Genomic DNA, 19,170 nt, shown 5'->3' with positions numbered 1-19,170 from the left:
GAGAAAAACAAATTGCAAACTCTCGACAACAAGACTGCTATTGAACTGACCGCCGACATTGTATCTGCCTATGTCGGTAACAATCCACTGCCAGCTTCTAGTCTACCGGATTTGATCGCAAGCGTCAGCGCATCGGTTCGCAAGTTGGGCAATGCTGCTGCCGTGGAGAGCCCTGTGCTTAACCCGGCCGTCAATCCGAAGCGTTCGGTGTTTCCCGACCACATCATCTGCCTCGAGGATGGCAAGAAATTCAAGTCGCTGAAGCGCCACTTGATGACCGACCATGGTCTCAGCCCGGACGAGTATCGCACCAAATGGAGCCTGCCGTCGGATTATCCGATGGTGGCGCCGAACTATTCCGCGACCCGTTCGGCATTGGCCAAATCCTCCGGCCTCGGCCGCAAGCCGGCCGTTCCGGCCGCCGCAGCCAAGGTGGCGAAGCGCAAGCCAAAGGCCTGACCGCAGGGGCGGTTCCACCGAGGGACCGGCCATTGATCCCTGGCGAAAATGCTTCCGCAACCCTTCCTGCGCGCCATCATCTTGTCGCGCTCGGCTGGTTGCGGGAGCGAGTTCTCGGCCAGACCGTTGTTGACCCGCGCCAGGGCGTCGAGGCACGCCACGCCCTGTTGTCCCTGAAGCACGATTGCGAACAAAGGGGGCAGGCTTTCACAAAAGGTCCCGCTCGGTCCAATGTGATACAGTTTCATCCCGGTTCAACCGGGATAGGACAGGTTCCAGGCAGGCTGGACGCCATAATCTTGGCTGCGCTCGACATGTTGAATGTCTTCGAGCGCGCAATCGTCGAAAGCCACGACCGGCTCACCGTCGAAGCGCTTCGGCTCAACTGTCTGGACGCGCTCGACCGCCTTCTGCAACACGTTCAACCGGATCACTCCGGCGGCGTCTGACTTTCCGCCCGTCCTGCATCCTGCTCGGCGGCCAGATTGTCGGCTTCGATGGCCGTCATTTCCAGAAAATAGACCAACATGTGATAACGCGTCTGCGAAAGCATCCTCGCCAATTTCCGCGTAATTTCGGCGACATATCTTAGGACGCGTAGATCGTTTTCGACCCTTTCCATCGTGAACTCCTGACCGTCAAATTGTTTTTGGCGCCCCTCAAAGTCGACTCACGGCGCGATTACATGTTCACAGCATTGATAAGAAAATTGAAGTCAATTTTCTGACAGCGTGATGCTTGGACTAAGCGATATAACGCATTGTTTATGCCTCCGCCGGGACCCTCCTTCGGCTACGCTGCCGGATCGGCGCGAAAGAGCGCTGTCCGTGCCCGCACTATAGCCTGCGATGGTGCGCCACCTCGTGCGGTTTTCGCGTCAGATCGTGCCAGCCGACCCCCCAAGCCCTTGCGAAGCGCCGGTGTCCCGTGCAAAAGCGCGGCCATGCTTATCATCAACGATCTTTCGCTCCGCATGGCCGGACGCTTGCTTCTCGATCATGCCTCGCTGACCTTGCCAGCCGGCACCAAGGCCGGCCTCGTCGGCCGCAACGGCACCGGCAAGACGACCTTGTTCAAGGCAATCACCGGCGATTTCCCCTCCGAGACCGGCTCGATCAGCCTGCCCAAGAACACCCGCATCGGCCAGGTGGCGCAGGAAGCGCCGGGCACCGAGGAGCCGCTGATCGAGATCGTGCTCAAGGCCGACCTCGAGCGAACCGCGCTGCTTGAAGAGGAAAAGACCGCCACCGACGCGCACCGCATCGCCGACATCCACATGCGGCTGGCCGACATCGACGCGCACTCGGCCGAGTCGCGCGCGGCCACCATCCTTGCCGGCCTTGGCTTTGACGACGCCGCGCAGCGCCGCCCGGCCTCGTCGTTTTCCGGCGGCTGGCGCATGCGTGTGGCGCTCGCCGCCGTGCTGTTTTCCGAGCCCGACCTTCTGCTGCTCGACGAGCCGACCAACTATCTCGATCTTGAAGGCACACTGTGGCTGGAGAACTATGTATCGAAATACCCGCACACCGTGCTTCTGATCTCGCACGATCGCGACCTGCTCAACCGCGCCGTCAATTCCATCGTCCATCTCGACCAGAAGAAGCTGACCTTCTGGCGCGGCGGCTATGACCAGTTCGAGCGCCAGTATACCGAGCAGAAGGAGTTGCAGGAGAAGGGTCGCGTCAAGCAGGAAGCCGCGCGCAAGCATATGGAATCCTTCGTCGAGCGCTTCCGCGCCAAGGCCTCGAAGGCGAGGCAGGCGCAGTCGCGCATCAAGGCGCTGGAGAAGATGAAGCCGATCGCCGCGATCGTGAATGACACGGTGCGGCCGTTCTCTTTCCCGGAGCCGGTGAAGACCGTGGCCTCGCCGATTGTGGCGCTCAATAACGTCAATGTCGGCTACACCGAGGGCCAGCCGATCCTGAAGAAGATGACGCTGCGCATCGATGCCGACGACCGCATCGCGCTGCTTGGCGCCAACGGCAATGGCAAGTCGACCTTCGCCAAGCTTTTGTCGGGCCGGCTGAAGCAGGAGACCGGCACCATGACGGTGGCGCCGGGCCTGAAAGTGGCGATCTTCGCCCAGCACCAGCTGGATGATCTGAGGCCGGACGAAAACGCCTACGAGCATGTCCGCCGGCTGATGCCGGAAGCGCCGGAATCCAAGGTGCGCGGCCGCGTTGCCCAGTTTGGTCTCACCACCGAAAAAATGAACACCGCCGCCAAGGACCTGTCCGGTGGCGAGAAGGCGAGGCTTTTGATGGGGCTGTCGGCCTTCGAAGGACCGAACCTGTTCATCCTCGACGAACCGACCAACCATCTCGACATCGACAGCCGCGAATCCCTGATCCACGCGCTGAACGAGTTTCCCGGCGCCGTCATCCTGATCTCGCACGACCGCCATCTTCTGGAGGCGACCGCCGACCGGCTGTGGCTGGTGAAGGACGGTGCGGTCAACCCGTATGACGGCGACCTGGAGGACTACAAGACGCTGGTCACCGGCGTGTCGGGCGACCGCCGCGGCAAGCGCGAGGCCGAGAAGGCATCAAAGGCCGATCGCCGCCGCGATGCGGCCGCGCGCCGCGCCGCCTTCGAACCGCTGGCCAAGGAAATCCGCGCCACCGAGGCGCTGATGGACCGCATCCGCAAGCGCATCGACCTGATCGAGGACGAACTCGCCAATCCGGCCGTCTACGAGAAGGATCCATCGACGGCGACGAGGCTCGCCAAGGAGCGCTCGCAACTGGCACAGCAACTCGCCGGCCACGAGGAAAAGTGGCTGACCATGTCGGCCGAGTATGAGGAAGGCACGGCGGAGTGAGCGTAATCTCCCCCCTCGTGGGGGAGATGCCCGGCAGGGCAGAGGGGGCGCTGTCCCGCCAACCTGTCGGCCATTCGCAGCCGGGCGGCCCGCGTCAGTCGTTCGTTCCAACGAGTTGCTACATAGGGCTAGCGATCCTTCGCGCCCCCCTCTGTCCTGCCGGACATCTCCCCCACTTGGGGGGAGATCGGCTAATCATCTGGCCCTACACGCGCCCTTTGAAACCCGCTAAACACGCCCCATGAACCAGCACGCCAAGCTCCGCATCGGCCATTCGGCCTGTCCGCATGATTGCCCGTCGACCTGCGCGCTCGAGGTCGAGCTGCTCGACGGCAACCGCATCGGCCGCGTCCATGGCGCCAAGGCCAACACCTACACATCGGGCGTCGTCTGCGCCAAGGTCGCGCGCTACGCCGACCGCGTCCAGCACCCCGACCGGCTGCTGAAGCCAATGGTCCGGGCAGGTGCCAAGGGCGACGGCATCTGGAAGGAATCCAGCTGGGAAGCGGCGCTCGATCTCGTCGCCGAAAAATTCATCGCCGCTGAGGAAAAATACGGCTCGGAGACCGTCTGGCCTTACTACTACGCCGGCACGATGGGGCTGGTGCAGCGCGACGGTATCGACCGGCTGCGCCATGCGAAAAAATACTCCGGCTTCTTCGGTTCGATCTGCACCAATCTGGCCTGGACCGGTTGGATGATGGGGGCGGGCGCCTTGCGCGGTCCCGATCCGCGCGAAATGGCCAAGTCCGACTGCGTGGTGATCTGGGGCACCAATGCCGTGGTCACGCAGGTCAATGTCATGACCCACGCCATCAAGGCGCGAAAGGAGCGCGGGGCGAAGATCGTCGTCATCGATGTCTATGAGAACGCGACGATGAAGCAGGCCGATATGGGCCTGGTGCTGAAGCCCGGCACCGATGGCGCGCTGGCCTGCGCGGTCATGCATGTTTTGTTCAGGGAAGGCATGGCAGACCGCGCCTATCTCGAAAAATACACTGACGACCCGAAGGGGCTGGAGGCTCATCTTGAGACGCGCACGCCGGAATGGGCCTCCGCCATCACCGGCCTTGCCGTTGCCGAGATCGAGGCCTTCGCACGATTGGTTGGCACGACGAAGAAAACCTATTTCCGCCTCGGCTATGGCTTTGCCCGCCAGCGCAACGGATCGGTCAACATGCATGCGGCGTCCTGCATCGCCGCCGTCACCGGCGCCTGGCAATATGAGGGCGGCGGCGCCTTCCATTCCAATTCCGGCATCTTCAAGCTCAATCAGGATGTGCTCGAAGGCACGGCGATGCGCGATCCCAATATCCGCTACCTCGACCAGTCTCGCACCGGTCCGGTGCTGACAGGTGCGGCGGACGCGCTCTATGGCGGCCCGCCGGTGACGGCGATGCTGATCCAGAACACCAACCCGGTAAATGTCGCGCCCGAACAGCGGCTGGTGAAACAGGGTTTCCTGCGCGACGACCTGTTCACCTGCGTGCACGAGCAGTTCATGACCGACACTGCAAAGCTCGCCGATGTCGTGCTGCCGGCGACAATGTTCCTCGAGCATGACGACGTCTACAAGGGCGGCGGCAACCAGCACATCACGCTTGGTCCCAAGCTGATCGAACCACCGGAAGGGCCGCGCACCAACCATGTCGTCATCGAGGAGCTGGCCGAGCGTCTTGGTGTCGCCGACCGGCCAGGCTTCGGCCTGACCGAGCAGCAGCATATCGACATCATCCTCGGCAAGCGCGGTCTGGGCAGCTTCGCCAGCCTGAAGGAAGACAAATGGGTCGACCTACAGCCGGATTTCGAGGCGGCACATTTCGTCAATGGCTTCGGCCATGCCGACAAGAAATTCCACTTCCGCGCCAACTGGAGCGGGCAGCCGGCGCCCAACCGGCCGCCGAAAAGCATGGGCCTGTTCGGGCCGGTGGCGGATCTGCCGGAATTCCCCGACCATGTCGACCTGATCGAGGTTGCCGACGCCGAGCATCCGTTCCGGCTGACGACATCGCCGGCGCGCAACTTCCTCAATTCGACATTCTCGGAAACGCCGGTGTCGAAGGCCAAGGAGGGCCGCCCTGAACTTCTCCTGCATCCTGACGATGCCGCAGCCCTCGGGCTCTCCGACGGCGACCGCATCGAGGTCGGCAACCGGCGCGGCGAGGTGGTGCTGCACGCAAAACTGTTCGATGGCCTCAAGCGCGGCGTGGTGATCGCCGAGGGCATCTGGCCAAACAGCGCCCATGAGCGCGGCGAAGGCATCAATGTGCTGACCGGCGCCGACGCGCCAGCACCGTATGGCGGTGCGGCCTTTCACGACAACAAGGTCTGGCTGCGACCAGCGGGCTGACCTATCCGGGCAAAGGCACCGTCAGGCCGACCTTGACGCGGTCCATGGCAACGAAGGTGCGGAATTTTCTGACATTCTTGCTGTCGAAGAACAGTTTGCGCGTCAGCGCCTCATAGGCGCCCATGTCGGCCACGGTGATGACCAGGATGAAGTCGGCCTCGCCGGTGACGTAGTAGCATTGTTGCACTTCGGGCGCCGCCGAGAATTGCCGCTTGGCCGCGTCGATCAGGTCTGAGCGTTCGCTCTCCAGTTCCACCTCGACGAAGATGGTGATGGGCTGGCCGACCGCCGCCGGCTCGACGACAGCGACATTGCCGGCAATGACGCCGGACTGTTCCATGCGCTTGATGCGCCGCTGCACCGCTGGCGCCGACAGGTTGACGGCTTCGCCGATCAGTCGCTGCGGCGTCGTGTTGTCCCGTTGCAGGATGGCAAGGATGGCGAGGTCGAAACTGTCGAGTGAGGGCGATTGAGGCAAAGCGCTATCCCGGCGAAACAAACGTGCATTCCGAAGGTGCAATTACAGCGCTCTTTGCGTCTCCGCTGCAATATGATTTCGTCACACCCAAGGAGGCCGCCCGTGTTCCTGCTCAACAGCAATGTCTTGCACCGCCAGCCGCTCGATCCGGCCGATGCCGAAACGCTTGGGATTGCCGGCGCTGATACGGTTGAGCGTTTTCTGGCGCAGCGCGACAATCACCTGGCAACCCCGCTGCATGGGTTGCCGGCGCTGGCCGGCGAACTCGGCCTCGGCGCCATCCACATCAAGGATGAAGGCTTTCGCCTCGGCCTCGGCAGCTTCAAGGCGCTGGGCGGCGCCTATGCCGTCTTCCACCTGGTGCTGGAGGAGGCGAGTAAGTCGCTCGGCCGGCCCGTCGATGTGGCCGATCTCGACCAGCCCGACGTCCGGGCGGTCGCTGCCGGCATGACGGTGGCTTGCGCCACCGACGGCAATCACGGCCGCTCGGTTGCCCAAGGGGCGCAGCTTGTCGGCGCCAAGGCGGCGATCTTCGTTCACGCCGGCGTCAGCGAGGAGCGCATCGCAGCCATCGCCCGCTATGGCGCCGAGATGATCCGCGTCGACGGCAATTATGACGACTCGGTGAGGCAAGCTGCCGAAGTGTCCGCCGAGAAGGGCTGGACCGTGGTGTCCGACACCTCCTGGCCGGGTTATGAGCGCATCCCCGGTCTGGTGATGCAGGGCTACACAGCGATCGTGCGCGAAGCGCTGCGTCAGTTGCCGCAGCCGCCAACCCACGTCTTCGTCCAGGCCGGTGTCGGCGGCATCGCCGCCGCGCTGGCCGGCCATTTGGCCATCGTGCTCGGCGAGGACAGGCCGACATTCATCGTGGTCGAGCCGGCCCGCGCCGCCTGCGTTGTCGCGGCCGCCCAGGCCGGCCGCGTAGTCAAGGTCGCGCACGACCAGCCGACGGTCATGGCCATGCTCGAATGCTATGAGGCATCGCCAGTCGCCTGGCGCGTGCTGGCGCGGGCTGCCGATGCCTTCATGACGGTAGACGAGGACGAGGCCGTCGCGGTGATGCGGCGGCTTGCCCGGCCGGCCGGCGGTGACCCGGTGATCGTCGCCGGCGAGAGCGGCGGTGTCGGCCTTGCCGGACTGATCCGCGCCGTGACCGACAACAAAGCCGAGCTTGGCCTCGACGGAAAATCGCGCGTGCTGCTGATCAACACCGAAGGCGCGACCGACCCGCATCGCTATGCCGAACTGGTTGGGCAAAGCTCCTCCGATGTGCTGGCTGGCAAGGTGCTGGCCGAGGTGGCCTCATGATCGCGGTCGACGCGCAACGCCTGCTTGGTCGCATCCGTGAACTCGGCGCTGTCGGTCGCGACGGGGAGGGCAGGCTGATCCGGCTCGCCGCCTCCGACACTGACAGGCAGGGCCGCGATCTCTTCGTCGGATGGCTGCGGCATGCGGGGCTCGATGTCGCCATCGACCGGGTCGGCAATATTTTCGGCATCTGGCAAAGCCCTGACAATGCCGGGCAGGCGCCGCTGCTGATCGGCTCGCACATCGACACCGTCATCGATGCCGGCATCTATGACGGCTGCTATGGCGTGCTTGCCGGGCTGGAGGTGATCGAGACTCTGAAGGCCTCGGGCTTTTCGCCATCGCGTCCGGTCGCGGTTGCCGCGTTCACCAATGAGGAAGGCGTGCGCTACACGCCTGACATGATGGGGTCGCTGATCCATGCCGGTGGCGCGGACGCGGACGCGATGTTGGCCGCCATCGGCACGGATGGCAGCGTGCTTGGCCAGGAACTCGCCCGCATCGGTTATGCCGGTGACCGCGAACCCGGCTTCCTCAAGCCGCACGCCTATCTCGAACTGCATATCGAGCAGGGGCCGGTGCTGGAGCGCGAAGGTGTGCCGATCGGCGCGGTCGAGAATCTGCAAGGCATTTCCTGGCAGCGCATCATCATCGACGGCGCCGCCAACCATGCAGGCACCACGCCGATGTCGATGCGCAGCGATGCCGGCCACGCCGCCGCCCGCATCATCACCTTCATGCACGACCGGGCCACGGCTTCCAACGGGCCGACCGTGGTTACTGTCGGCACGATGCGCTTCGAGCCGAATGCCATCAACGTCATCCCTTCGCGCGCTATCTTCACCATCGATTTGCGCGATCCCGACGAACAGCGCTTGCAGGCGCATGAGGCAGCCCTTGCCGCCTATCTCGAAGACCTTGCCGTTTCGGAGAACGTATCGATCTCGGTCGAAGGGCTGGCGCGGTTCGAGCCGGTGCTGTTCGACATCGGCATCGTCGAGCGGATCGAGGCGGCAGCTAAAAACCGTGGTCTCGCTGTGAGGCGCATGACCTCCGGCGCCGGCCATGATGCGCAGATGATGGCCCGCATCACGCCGGCGGCGATGATCTTCGTGCCCAGCGCCGGCGGCATCAGCCACAGCCCGCGCGAACATACCGACGACGCCGAGCTTGTCGCCGGCGCCAACATCCTGCTTGATATCGCCACCCAGCTTGCAAAATAGGTCGGGGGAGAAAATGGCTGAGTTCGATCGCGATGCGCTGAGGCGGGAGATGACCGGCTGGCGGCGCGATTTGCACGCGCATCCCGAGTTCGGTTTCGAGGAAAAGCGCACGGCGGCCTTCGTTGCTGCCAAGTTGCGCGAATTCGGGCTGGACGATGTCACCGAAGGCGTCGGCGGCACCGGTGTGGTCGGCTCGCTAAAGCGCGGCAGCGGCAACCGGGCGATTGCGCTCAGGGCCGACATGGACGCGCTGCGCATCACCGAGCAGTCGACGGCGGCCTATCGCTCGCAGAATCCCGGCATCATGCATGCCTGTGGCCATGATGGCCACACCACCATGCTGCTCGGCGCGGCAAAGCTGCTGGCCGCCGAGGGCGGTTTCGACGGCACTGTGCGCTTCATCTTCCAGCCGGCCGAGGAGTGGGGCAAGGGCGCACTGGCCATGCTCGACGACGGGCTGATGCAGCGCTTTCCGTTCGACGAGATTTTCGGCCTGCACAACATGCCGGGGCTACCCATCGGCCATTTCGAAACCCGTGCCGGCCCGTTCATGTCGGCCGAGGACAACTTCGAGATCGTGCTCAAGGGGATCGGCGGCCACGCGGCGCGGCCGCATTCTGGAAGTGAAACGCTGGTCGCCGCCTGCGCGCTGGTCACCAATCTGCAGACCATCGTCTCGCGCCGGCTGAGTCCGGCCGATATATCAGTGGTTTCGGTGACCGAGCTGATCACCGATGGCACCCGCAACGCACTGCCTGGTCTCGCCCGCATCCTCGGCGATGCCCGCAGTTTCCGCCCCGAAGTCAGCGCCGAGATCGAGCGCCAGATGCGCATCATCGCGCAAGGCACGGCCGCCGCCTACAATGTCGCCGTCGAGGTCACCTACACCAGGGAGTTCGTGCCGCTGCAAAATGATGCCGACCTGGTCGATGAGGCCTTTGCTGCGGCAAGACACGTGCTGACCAATGACGCAGTCGGTGTGGCGGCGGAGCCGATGACCGCCTCGGAGGATTTCGCCCGCTTCCTCGATCACGTGCCGGGCTGCTTTGTCTTCCTCGGCAATGGCGAGGCGTCAGTGCCGCTGCACAATTCCAGCTACGACTTCAACGATGACGGGCTTTTGCACGGCACGAATTTCCACGCCGCGATCGTCAGGCAAAGGCTTGGCGGTGCGGCCAGGAAATGACCCCGGCCTGACCGCGCTGCTGGCCCAAGCGGCGGCGCTATCGCCAGCCAGCTCCCGGGTTTAGGGAGATTGCCTGTTGCCGGAGATCGCACGCCGATGGCCAGGGTTTCGCTTCTGGGAATACCGCATGACGAGAACTCGTCCTATCTCAAAGGCGCGGCTGCAGCGCCGGCCCTGATCCGGCGCGAGCTCAAAAGCGACGCCCACAGCTCCTGGAGTGAGACAGGCTTCGATGTGGCGGACAGTTTTCTCGACCATGGCGACATCGACTTTTCAGGCGCCGGCGACCCGTGGGAGCGGATCGAGGTCGAGGTCGGTCAAGCGCTGGATGCAGGCCATCCGCTGATCAGCCTCGGCGGCGACCACGCCATCGCCTGGCCGGTTCTTCGCGCGGTGCGCCGCCGCCACCCCAGGCTGACGATCGTCCAGATCGACGCCCACCCCGATGTCTACGATGCCTATCAGGGCAACAAGCGCTCGCACACCTCGTCCTTCGCGCGTGTCCTGGAGGAGGGACTGGCCGACCGGCTGATCCAGATCGGTTTGCGTACCCTGAACGACGAGCTTCGCGATCAGCTCGGGCGCTTCGGCGTCGAGGTGATCGAGGCGCGCCATTTCAGCGAGGATCTGCGGCTCGACCTCAAGACGCCGGTCTACCTCTCGGTCGATCTCGACGGTCTCGATCCGGCCTGTGCGCCCGGCGTGTCGCACCGCGAACCCGGTGGTCATACAACCCGGCAAGTGATCGGCCTGATTCAGCGGATCGACCAGCCCATCGTCGCAGCCGATGTCGTCGAGTACAATCCGAACCAGGATGTCTCCAATCTGACCGCGCTTGTCGCCGCCAAGCTGGTGAAAGAGATCGCCGGCATGATGCTGAAGACGCATGGCGCAGCTTGAATCAATCTGGCAAGGGGGCATGCTAGACGATTGTTCGGACTCTGATTTCTGACGAAACCGCCATGCCGCATCCATTGAAGATAGCCATAGCCGGGGCGCTCGGTCGCATGGGCAGGGAGATGGTGCTGGTCGTCGAGGCCGATCCCAGGTTGGCGCTCGTCGCCCGCTTTCACAGGCCGGGCAGCGCCGGTGAGGGTCTGGTCGATCGTGACAAGGCGCTGGCGCTTGCCGATGTCGTCATCGACTTCACCACGCCTTCGGCCTCCGTCGAACTGGCAAAGGCTTGCGCCGCGCGCGGCGGCCCGGCGCTGGTCATCGGCTCGACCGGCTTCGAGCCGGCCGAATTCGCCGCCATCGCTACTGCTTCGAAGTCCGTCGCCATTGTGCGCTCGGGCAGCTACTCGCTCGGCCTCAACATGCTGGCTGGGCTGGTCGAACAGGCGGCGCGTGCGCTTGGTCCCGACGCCGATATCGAAATCCTGGAAGCGCATCACCGCATGAAGGTCGACGCACCGTCGGGCACGGCGCTGATGCTGGGCGAGGCGGCCGCTCGCGGACACGGTATCAGCCTCGACGATGTGGCAAAGCGCACCCGCGACGGCGTCACCGGTCCGCGCCCTGCCGGTGAGATCGGCTTTGCCGTGCTGCGCGGCGGTAGCATCGTCGGCGAGCACAGTGCGAGCTTCCTCAGCGAAGGCGAGACACTCACGCTTTCCCATTCAGCCGGCGACCGCTCGATGTTCGCGCGCGGCGCCATTGCGGCGGCACTTTGGGTCGCGGGGAGGCCGCCCGGCGAGTACGACATGCGCGACGTGCTCGGGCTTGGCGCAAGGTAAGCGGCAGGCCATGCCAGCTTACCAATCCGTAAGGTCTGCGGTGATTTTCCGGGTTGCTTTGAAAGGTGGATGAAAGCTTGGTGCCCTAACTGTTGAGGAGCGCCCCCACATTGTCGCGCAAAGCGATGGGAGAGAGTGGGGCGCGGGAAACGAACAAAGGGAAGAGGCCATGTCGCTCGCGCGAATTCTGCTTGATTCAGCCGCCACAACCGCACTTGTCGCCACCATGGCCTTGTCCGCGCCGTCCGCTCGCGCCGACGACAAAGTCTCCATCATGGTCGGCGGTTACGAGAAACAGATCTATCTGCCCGCCAAGCTTGCCGAGGCGCTCGGCTATTTCAAGGATGAGGGCCTCGACGTCGAATTGCTCAACGAGCCGGCCGGCGTCGATGCCGAAAACGAGATGCTGGCGGGCGCCGTGCAGGGCGTGGTCGGCTTTTACGATCATTGCATCGACCTCCAGGCCAAGGGCAAGTTCGTCGAATCCGTCGTCCAGTTCAGCCAGGCACCGGGCGAGGTCGAACTTGTTTCGAGCAAGCATCCCGAGATCAAGTCGCCCGTCGATTTCAAGGGCATGAGCCTTGGGGTGACTGGCCTCGGCTCCTCGACGAACTTCCTGACCGAGTACCTCGCGGTGAAGAACGGCTTGAAGCTTGGCGAGTTCACCTCGGTGCCGGTCGGCGCCGGCAACACCTTCATCGCCGCCATGCAGCAGGACAAGATCCAGGCAGGCATGACGACAGAGCCGACGATCACCCGGCTGCTGAAGACCGGCGAGGCGTCCGTTCTCATCGACATGCGAACGATGGAAGGCACCAAGGCGGCGCTCGGCGGCACCTATCCGGCAGCCTCGCTCTATATGCAGACCGAATGGGTCGAGGCACACAAGGACACTGCGCAGAAACTCACCAACGCTTTCGTCAAGACGCTGAAGTTCATCAGCACGCACAGCGGCGCCGAAATCGCCGAAAAGATGCCGAAGGACTACTATGTCGGCGACAAGGAGGGCTATGTGAAGGCGCTCGACGCTGGCAAGGCGATGTTCACCCCCGATGGCGTGATGCCCCAGGGCGGACCGGAAACGGTTTTGACCGTGCTGTCGGCCTTCAAGAAGGAACTGCAAGGCAAGCAGATCGACCTTTCCAAGACCTACACCACGGAATTCGTCAAGAACGCCAAGTAGCCGACCCTGCCGGCGTGATGAAGGTATCGCGCCGGCGCTAGTCAGTTCTCGACGTCCGGCGGCCCTGGCCGCCGGCAGGCGTCCGCTCGAACCCGGAGTTCACCATGATCCATGACAAGACCACCCCAGCGATCGAGCTGATCAATGTCAGCCGTCGCTTCCTCTCGCCCACTGGCAAATCACTGACGGCGCTGCGCGATTTCACCATGACCGTCGAGCGAGGCGAATTCGTCGCCGTGGTTGGCCCGACCGGCTGTGGAAAATCCACCACGCTCAATTTGGTCACGGGGCTGGCAAGCCCAAGCGCCGGCGAGGTTCGCGTCATGGGCGCTCCGGTCAAGGGCATCGATCCGCGCATCGGCTTTGTTTTCCAGAGCGATGCCTTGTTTCCCTGGAAAACCGTGATCGACAACGTGATGGCGGGTCCGCTGTTTCGCGGCAAGGCGAAGGCGAATGCCACGGTCGCGGCGCGCGACTGGCTGGCGCGCGTCGGGCTGTCGCGCTTCGAGCACCATTATCCGCACCAGCTTTCAGGCGGCATGCGCAAGCGTGTGGCGCTCGCCCAGACCTTCATCAACGGACCGGAAATCCTGCTCATGGATGAACCGTTTTCCGCCCTCGATGTCCAGACGCGCGTGTTGATGCATGAGGAATTGTTGCGCCTGTGGTCGCAGACCAAGGCCTCGGTGGTGTTCGTTACGCATGATCTGGAAGAGGCGATTGCGCTCGCTGACAAGGTCTATGTCCTGACCGCCGGGCCGGCGACGGTGAAGTCGGTCTACACCATCGATCTGCCGCGCCCGCGCGTCGTCGCCGACATCCGCTACGAACAGAGTTTCATCGACTATTCGCGCACCATCTGGGCCGACCTCAAGGAAGAGGTCGAGACCAGCTATGCGCGCGCGGCAGCCTGAGGAGGAACGCCATGACCGATGCGGCCATCGACATCAGAGCAGGGGCTTTCAAGCCTGGCACTTCCGACGCGGAAATCGAAGCGGCCGCGGCGAAGGCTTCTCAACATCGCCGCCGCGCCGTGATGTTTTGGCGATTCGGCATCCTCATTGCCTTTCTCGGCCTTTGGGAGGTCGCCGCGCGCCTGGCCTGGATCGATCCGTTCTTCTACGCAATGCCGAGCGCGATCGCGCAGCGGCTTTACGAATGGACGACGGAAGGAACGTCCGAAGGGCCGCTCTGGTACCATCTCTACGTCACCATGGAGGAGTCCGTCATCGGCTTCGTCACGGGTTCCGTTGCCGGCATCATCATCGGCGTCGCGCTCGGCCGCAACCGCATGGCTGCCGATATCTTCTCGATCTACATCAAGGTGATCAATTCCATTCCGCGCGTGGTTCTGGCGCCGATCTTCATCATGATCCTCGGTCTCGGCCTCGCCTCGAAAGTGGCGCTTGCCTTCGTGATGGTTTTCTTCGTCGTCTTCCACAACGCCTTCCAGGGCGTGCGGGAAGCCGACAGGGCAATGATCGCCAACGCCCGCATCCTCGGCGCGTCCAACTGGCAGTTGACGCGTTCGGTGATCGTCCCCTCGGCCATGAGCTGGATCTTCGCCAGCCTCCATGTCAGCTTCGGCTTTGCCATCATCGGCGCGATCGTCGGTGAATTCGTCGGTTCGCGCTACGGCATCGGCCTGCTGATCAACATCGCCAAGGGATCCTTCGATGCCGCCGGCATGTATGCCGCGATCGTCATCGTCATGGTGGTTGCGCTCGGCGCCGAGTACCTGATGACCATGGTCGAGAACCGCCTGGCAAAATGGCGCCCCCAGCCTTTGCATGAGACGCAGTGAGCGGCGTCAGCCGCCGGCCAGCGGCAGCCGCACCTCGACGACCAGACCGCCGGCCGCGCCGTCCCCAAGGCTGACGCGGCCGCCGGCATTTTCGACGACCTCGCGCACGATGGCGAGCCCCAGTCCGCTGCCGCCCTCGATGGAGCCGGCAATGCGGTAGAAGCGCTCGAACACATGCTCGCGCTCGTCCACGGGGATGCCTGGGCCGCCGTCGGCAACCGTCAGCACGGCGTCTCCATCGGATGCCGCCAGCTTTACCGTGACGCAGCCACCAGCCGTCGAATAGCGCAGCGCGTTGTCGACTAGGTTAACGATCATCTCGCGCAACATCGTGCCGTCGCCAATGACCGGCACGGGCCCGGTCTCCTCGAGGCCGAGATCAATGTTGCGATCGATCGCCGCCGGCGCCTGTGTCTCCAGCACCCGTCGCGCCGCTTCGGTCAGGTCGATACAGTCTGCGCGCGGCCGCCGGCTGCCCGGCTCGGCACGCGACAGCGTCAAGAGCTGTTCGGCCAACCGGGCCAGCTTTCCGGCGCTCGCCTGCAGCGCCACCAGCGCTTCCCGGCGCGCATCGACGGCGCTTTCGCGCAACGCATAGCTTGCCTGCGTCGAGAGCAGAGCCAGCGGCGTCCGCAGCTGATGCGCGGCATTGGCGATGAAGCGGCGCTGCGCCGCCATTTGTGCGCGCACGCGCTCCATATAGGCATTGAGCGCATCGATCAACGGGCGGATCTCGCTTTGCGCGCCCGCTACGTCGACCGGGTCGAGGTCGCTGCGGCTCGGCGAACGCACTGCGTCGCGCAGCCGGATCAGCGGCGCCAGACCGCGATGCAGGCCGAGCAGCACGAACACGCTGGCGATGGCAACCAGCGCCAGCTGCTGGGCAAAAGCACTGAACCACAGGCGTTTCACCATTGCATCGTGCCCGCCAAGCGTGACGCCGACAGTGACTGTAATGGGTGAATCCGCGCCGGCGCCGATCACCGCGTGGCTGAAGGTAAGCAGGCGCAGCCGATGGTCACGAAAATTTGCCTCGGTGCCGGGTGGGCTCGGTGGCTCAGGCAGGTCGGGATAGCCGGTCAGCAGCCGGCCCCCGGCAGCCTTGACATGATAATAGACGCTGTCGCGATCGCCGGTATCGAACATCTCGATAGCCGCAGGCGGTATGGTGGCATCGAGCACGCCGTCCTTCATGGCCACCTGCTCGGCAATGGTCCGCGCCGAGCCCAACAGCATCCTGTCGGTAACAAGATCGGCGGTGGCAAGCGCGTTGCCGTGGCTGGTCCACAAATTGATGGTGGCAAGCCCGGCCAGCGGCAGCACCACCCAGGCTAGAAGCTGCAGGCGGAGGCTTCTAATCCTCATGGCGCCTAATCCTCATGGCGCCTAATCTTCATGGCGTAGGAGATAGCCGAGGCCGCGCAGGGTGACGATGCGAACCCGCGACCCTTCCAGTTTCTTGCGCACGCGGTGCACATAAATCTCGATGGCGCTTGGGTCGGCATCGGTCTCGAAATCGTAGATCGCCGCCGACAGCGCCGCCTTGCTCACCGTGCGCCCGGCCTTGACCGTCAATTGTTCGAGCACCGCATGCTCGCGCGGCGTTAGCGCCAGCGTTTCGCCGGCAAGAGAAAACAGCCGCGTGTTGGTGTCGAAGCTCAGATCGCCACAGGCAACGACAGGCGCGGTACGGTCATTGGCGCGGCGTAGCTGCACGCGGATGCGAGCCTCGAGCTCCTCGATCTGGAAAGGCTTGGCTAGGTAATCGTCGGCGCCTTCATTGAGACCCTTGACGCGGCCGTCGAGGCTGGCGTTGGCCGTCAACACGATTACCGGCACACGATTGCCGCGCGCCCTGAGCTTGCGCAGCACCTCCATCCCGCCCATGCCCGGCAGCGCTAGGTCGAGAATGATGAGCGCGTGGTCGCCTGCCGCCAGCGCGTGCTCGACATCCTCGCCGTCATGGACCACATCCACGACATAGCTCGCCTGGCGCAAGGTCTTGCTCAGCCAATCGGCCAGTTCGCGATTGTCTTCGACTAGCAGCAGCCGCATTCTTTTATTGCTGTCTTTGGATGCGGGTCACCCGGAATTCCGTCCGTTTCTCCGACCGGCTGGTCGCGCCTGATTGGCGATCGTCCAAGTGATAATCTCGAACCAATCGCAAGGCAAATAAGCGTGCCGAGTTCCCGTCCGGAGCCAGACTCCGGTAGATGTGGTCAGCCAAATTGGGACCGTACGGCTGGCTTCTCAAAATAACCGAACCGTTCGGTTCGATTTACATTGACGGACTGTATCACAGTCAGTGAACACCGAATCGATGGCAAGTCATCCATATAGCTGGCGCTAGAGTATAACTATCTGAATTTATTATATAAAAATAAATACCGATGTCGGGTTTCTATCTTTCAAGATCGAACCGAACGGTTCGGTTCACAAATTTTCGTGATTGGTAATGGCCACAAGGCAGACCCATCTCGGGGTGGTCCGAGCGACGCGAATTCCTCCCAAGGGCACGCCACTTGACGGACAGAACTGAAAATCTGGATTACCCAAAATGACCAAGATCGCTCTTACCGCTGCTGCCATCCTCGTTGCCACCGGCACCGCTTTCGCAGGCAGCGACCATTATGGTTCCGACAACGCCAATCAGCCCGCCGTGACCGCGCCTGCCGGCAACATCGACCACAGCTATACGGCCTCGATCCGCAAGCCGGCCACCTTCGGCGGCTTCACGATCAAGCCGGACTCGAACCAGCCGCAATCCGGCCAGGGCATCTGGGGCCGTTGATTTCCTTAGAAATCGTCGACGACAAAGAGCGGTGGGCTTGGCCCGCCGCTCTTGTTTTTTGCACAGCCGGCTTGCGTTCCGCGAGGTCTGAATCAATTCGGCAGCAATCTATTCCATCTTCTTGTTTGCACGTCATCTTTTTAGGCCAAGCTTCGCGATTTTCGTTCGCGACCGGCCCGATCGGTCTCCTGAAATTCGAGGAAAAATCGCGACGTCCGGGAATAAAGCCTCGCCGCTGGAGGTTTGTGGCGGGAGCGGGGCCATCCTCCCAAGGCACCGTTTGACCGACAGACAAGGAACAATGACATGAGCGAGATCACTCTCGCGGCCGTTGCCCTCCTGATGGCGACAGGCGCAGCCTTTGCCGGCAGCGACCACTACGACGGTGGCGGCAGCAACCACTATGGTTCGGACGATTGGCAGCAGCCGGTTGTCAAATCCACGACGACCACGGCGTCGATCCAGAAGCCGGTCCAACCGGTTCAGCCGGTTCAGGAACCGGTCAGGCCGGGAAGTGACCGGCACCGCTTCGGCAACCGCTGAGCGCGTTCTCCAAACCAACGAGCGGCGATCTTGGCCGCCGCCTTTCCTTTGCGCAGCAGCGACGGCATTGACCGCGAGGATTCCGTTTCGCCCGGGAATAAAACTTGGCCTTTCCGGGTCTTGTTGACAGCGGGACCATCCTCCCAAGGCGCGCCCGCGCGATGAAACGACAGACAAGGAACACTGAAATGACCAGGATTGCATTCGTCGCGGCCGCGATGCTCGTCGCTGCCATGGGCGGCGCCTCTGCCGGCAGCGACCACTATGGCGCCGACAACGCCAACCAGCCGACCGCTGGCGTCGATCGCGGCTTCACCGCCTCGATCCGCAAGCACGGGATGACCAAGCCCGCGCCCAACGTCGACACGACGGCAACCGGGCTGAGCCCGCCGCTTTTTTGGGCAGCGTCACTGTCAGCCCAAATCCTTCGGCCTGATGCAATGCGTCAGCCGGGCTGTGCCGAAGGCGAGATCTGCCCAGTTGCCGTCGATGACAAAACAGGCAAGGGCGCCGGTCGGGAATTTCTCTTCAAGCTTCCTCAGAGCTCCGGCATCCGATCGCGGACCGGCGAGCCGGCGCGCAAGATCCTCCAGGCCGGGATTGTGGCCAAGCACCAGGAGACAGCCAGCCGACGCGATTGCCTGTTGCACCTCGGCGAGAATGCCTGCGGCCGTGGCTTCGAAGAGCGCCTCGGCGAACTCCACCGGCACTCTCGCCGGCAGTTCGGCCGCGACCAGCCGCCATGTCTCGCGCGTGCGCTGCGCTGGGGACACCAGCGCCAGGTCCGGCAGCCAGTCGCGCCTGGCCAATTCGCGGCCCATCAATGGTGCGGCCTTCAGCCCGCGCGGGGCAAGCGGCCGGTCGAAATCGGCAAGCGCCGGATCGTCCCAGCTCGACTTGGCGTGGCGCAGCAGGAGCAGCTGTTTCATCGGTTCCGCCTCAAGCGATCTGCTTGTCGGCCGCCTCACGCAAGACCTCTTCTCCCCACTGGTTCAGGCTCTTGCCCGCGACTTCCGCAGCCAGCGCGACTTTCGAATGAACTGACGGATCGACGCGCAGCATGAGATTTCCGGAATAAGGTTTTTGCGGCGATTTGCCGATTTTTGCGCAGGTTTCGACATAGTCGTCCACAGCTTCATGGAAGGCTGCTTGCAGCCCGGCGACGGTTTCCGAATGGAACGATACACCGTCGCGAATTCCAGCAATCCGGCCGAAAAAAATCTCGTCGTCATCGTCATAGTCGACACGGGCGGAATAGCCCTTGTAGGTCATCGCATTCATGGTT

Annotated in this window: 20 protein-coding genes and 1 pseudogene; 14 read left to right on the top strand and 7 right to left on the bottom strand. The window is 63.4% G+C overall.

What is annotated here, in order from left to right; all coding sequences use genetic code 11:
- Window positions 1–12 precede the first annotated feature (12 nt).
- Complete coding sequence (locus AC1DYO_RS15240) at window positions 13–459, top strand: Ros/MucR family transcriptional regulator (RefSeq protein WP_477264495.1); 447 nt, start codon at window positions 13–15, stop codon at window positions 457–459.
- 254 nt (window positions 460–713) lie between these two features.
- On the opposite strand, the gene AC1DYO_RS15235 is transcribed toward AC1DYO_RS15240, so the two are convergent.
- Window positions 714–884, bottom strand: a complete 171-nt coding sequence (locus AC1DYO_RS15235) for a hypothetical protein (RefSeq protein ID WP_477264493.1) — start codon at window positions 882–884, stop codon at window positions 714–716.
- A gap of 5 nt (window positions 885–889) precedes the next feature.
- Window positions 890–1,081: a hypothetical protein gene (locus tag AC1DYO_RS15230; protein ID WP_477264491.1), complete on the bottom strand. Its 192-nt coding sequence runs from the start codon at window positions 1,079–1,081 to the stop codon at window positions 890–892.
- 321 nt (window positions 1,082–1,402) lie between these two features.
- Here AC1DYO_RS15230 and AC1DYO_RS15225 point away from each other — a divergent pair, with 321 nt between their 5' ends.
- Window positions 1,403–3,280 carry an ABC-F family ATP-binding cassette domain-containing protein gene (locus AC1DYO_RS15225; RefSeq protein ID WP_477264489.1) on the top strand — a complete coding sequence of 626 codons (1,878 nt, stop codon included), beginning with the start codon at window positions 1,403–1,405 and terminating at the stop codon, window positions 3,278–3,280.
- A gap of 241 nt (window positions 3,281–3,521) precedes the next feature.
- Complete coding sequence (locus AC1DYO_RS15220; RefSeq protein WP_477264487.1) at window positions 3,522–5,630, top strand: molybdopterin-containing oxidoreductase family protein; 2,109 nt, start codon at window positions 3,522–3,524, stop codon at window positions 5,628–5,630.
- A gap of 1 nt (window position 5,631) precedes the next feature.
- On the opposite strand, the gene AC1DYO_RS15215 is transcribed toward AC1DYO_RS15220, so the two are convergent.
- Complete coding sequence (locus AC1DYO_RS15215; RefSeq protein WP_477264485.1) at window positions 5,632–6,108, bottom strand: Lrp/AsnC family transcriptional regulator; 477 nt, start codon at window positions 6,106–6,108, stop codon at window positions 5,632–5,634.
- Between the two features lie 102 nt (window positions 6,109–6,210).
- Between AC1DYO_RS15215 and AC1DYO_RS15210 the strand changes: the two genes are divergently transcribed.
- From AC1DYO_RS15210 to AC1DYO_RS15175, 8 genes are all read left to right on the top strand, one after another.
- Window positions 6,211–7,419, top strand: a complete 1,209-nt coding sequence (locus tag AC1DYO_RS15210) for a diaminopropionate ammonia-lyase (protein ID WP_477264483.1) — start codon at window positions 6,211–6,213, stop codon at window positions 7,417–7,419.
- Complete coding sequence (locus AC1DYO_RS15205) at window positions 7,416–8,642, top strand: allantoate amidohydrolase (protein WP_477264481.1); 1,227 nt, start codon at window positions 7,416–7,418, stop codon at window positions 8,640–8,642. Before AC1DYO_RS15210 ends, AC1DYO_RS15205 begins: the two co-directional genes overlap by 4 nt.
- 13 nt (window positions 8,643–8,655) lie before the next feature.
- On the top strand, window positions 8,656–9,828 hold the full coding sequence (locus AC1DYO_RS15200) for an amidohydrolase (protein ID WP_477264479.1): 1,173 nt from the start codon (window positions 8,656–8,658) through the stop codon (window positions 9,826–9,828).
- Window positions 9,829–9,924: 96 nt separating this feature from the next.
- On the top strand, window positions 9,925–10,728 hold the full coding sequence (locus tag AC1DYO_RS15195) for an agmatinase family protein (protein ID WP_477264477.1): 804 nt from the start codon (window positions 9,925–9,927) through the stop codon (window positions 10,726–10,728).
- Window positions 10,729–10,790: 62 nt separating this feature from the next.
- Entirely contained in the window at window positions 10,791–11,564 is a 774-nt protein-coding gene (dapB, locus tag AC1DYO_RS15190; RefSeq protein WP_477264475.1) for a 4-hydroxy-tetrahydrodipicolinate reductase, read from the top strand.
- Window positions 11,565–11,790: 226 nt separating this feature from the next.
- Window positions 11,791–12,747: an ABC transporter substrate-binding protein gene (locus tag AC1DYO_RS15185; protein ID WP_477264812.1), complete on the top strand. Its 957-nt coding sequence runs from the start codon at window positions 11,791–11,793 to the stop codon at window positions 12,745–12,747.
- Between the two features lie 104 nt (window positions 12,748–12,851).
- A complete protein-coding gene (locus AC1DYO_RS15180; protein ID WP_477264473.1) occupies window positions 12,852–13,661 on the top strand; it encodes an ABC transporter ATP-binding protein in 810 nt (269 codons plus the stop codon).
- A gap of 11 nt (window positions 13,662–13,672) precedes the next feature.
- A complete protein-coding gene (locus AC1DYO_RS15175) occupies window positions 13,673–14,551 on the top strand; it encodes an ABC transporter permease (RefSeq protein ID WP_477264471.1) in 879 nt (292 codons plus the stop codon).
- A 6-nt stretch (window positions 14,552–14,557) separates the two neighbouring features.
- Here AC1DYO_RS15175 and AC1DYO_RS15170 read toward each other — a convergent pair whose 3' ends face one another.
- A complete protein-coding gene (locus AC1DYO_RS15170) occupies window positions 14,558–15,916 on the bottom strand; it encodes a sensor histidine kinase (RefSeq protein ID WP_477264469.1) in 1,359 nt (452 codons plus the stop codon).
- Window positions 15,917–15,937: 21 nt separating this feature from the next.
- The gene (locus AC1DYO_RS15165; RefSeq protein ID WP_477264467.1) at window positions 15,938–16,606 is read right to left on the bottom strand and encodes a response regulator; all 669 of its coding nucleotides are present in this window, start codon (window positions 16,604–16,606) and stop codon (window positions 15,938–15,940) included.
- A gap of 502 nt (window positions 16,607–17,108) precedes the next feature.
- Here AC1DYO_RS15165 and AC1DYO_RS15160 point away from each other — a divergent pair.
- The 3 genes and pseudogenes from AC1DYO_RS15160 to AC1DYO_RS15150 form a co-directional block, all read left to right on the top strand.
- Window positions 17,109–17,342 (top strand): DUF680 domain-containing protein, encoded by a 234-nt coding sequence (locus AC1DYO_RS15160; RefSeq protein ID WP_477264465.1) that lies wholly within the window; start codon window positions 17,109–17,111, stop codon window positions 17,340–17,342.
- Window positions 17,343–17,648: 306 nt separating this feature from the next.
- Window positions 17,649–17,885, top strand: coding sequence for a DUF680 domain-containing protein (locus AC1DYO_RS15155; RefSeq protein WP_477264463.1), 237 nt, complete (start codon window positions 17,649–17,651; stop codon window positions 17,883–17,885).
- A 161-nt stretch (window positions 17,886–18,046) separates the two neighbouring features.
- Window positions 18,047–18,184, top strand: a pseudogene (locus tag AC1DYO_RS15150) (hypothetical protein); the annotation flags it as partial.
- A 114-nt stretch (window positions 18,185–18,298) separates the two neighbouring features.
- Here AC1DYO_RS15150 and AC1DYO_RS15145 read toward each other — a convergent pair.
- Window positions 18,299–18,814, bottom strand: a complete 516-nt coding sequence (locus tag AC1DYO_RS15145) for a SixA phosphatase family protein (protein WP_477264461.1) — start codon at window positions 18,812–18,814, stop codon at window positions 18,299–18,301.
- A 10-nt stretch (window positions 18,815–18,824) separates the two neighbouring features.
- The gene (locus tag AC1DYO_RS15140) at window positions 18,825–19,166 is read right to left on the bottom strand and encodes a type II toxin-antitoxin system HicB family antitoxin (protein ID WP_477264810.1); all 342 of its coding nucleotides are present in this window, start codon (window positions 19,164–19,166) and stop codon (window positions 18,825–18,827) included.
- Window positions 19,167–19,170: the final 4 nt, after the last annotated feature.

It is taken from the genome of Mesorhizobium sp. P2_F5 (assembly GCF_056403715.1).
The sequence above is the reverse complement of the archived record's forward strand: the minus strand, read 5'-3'. Positions and strand labels throughout refer to the sequence as shown.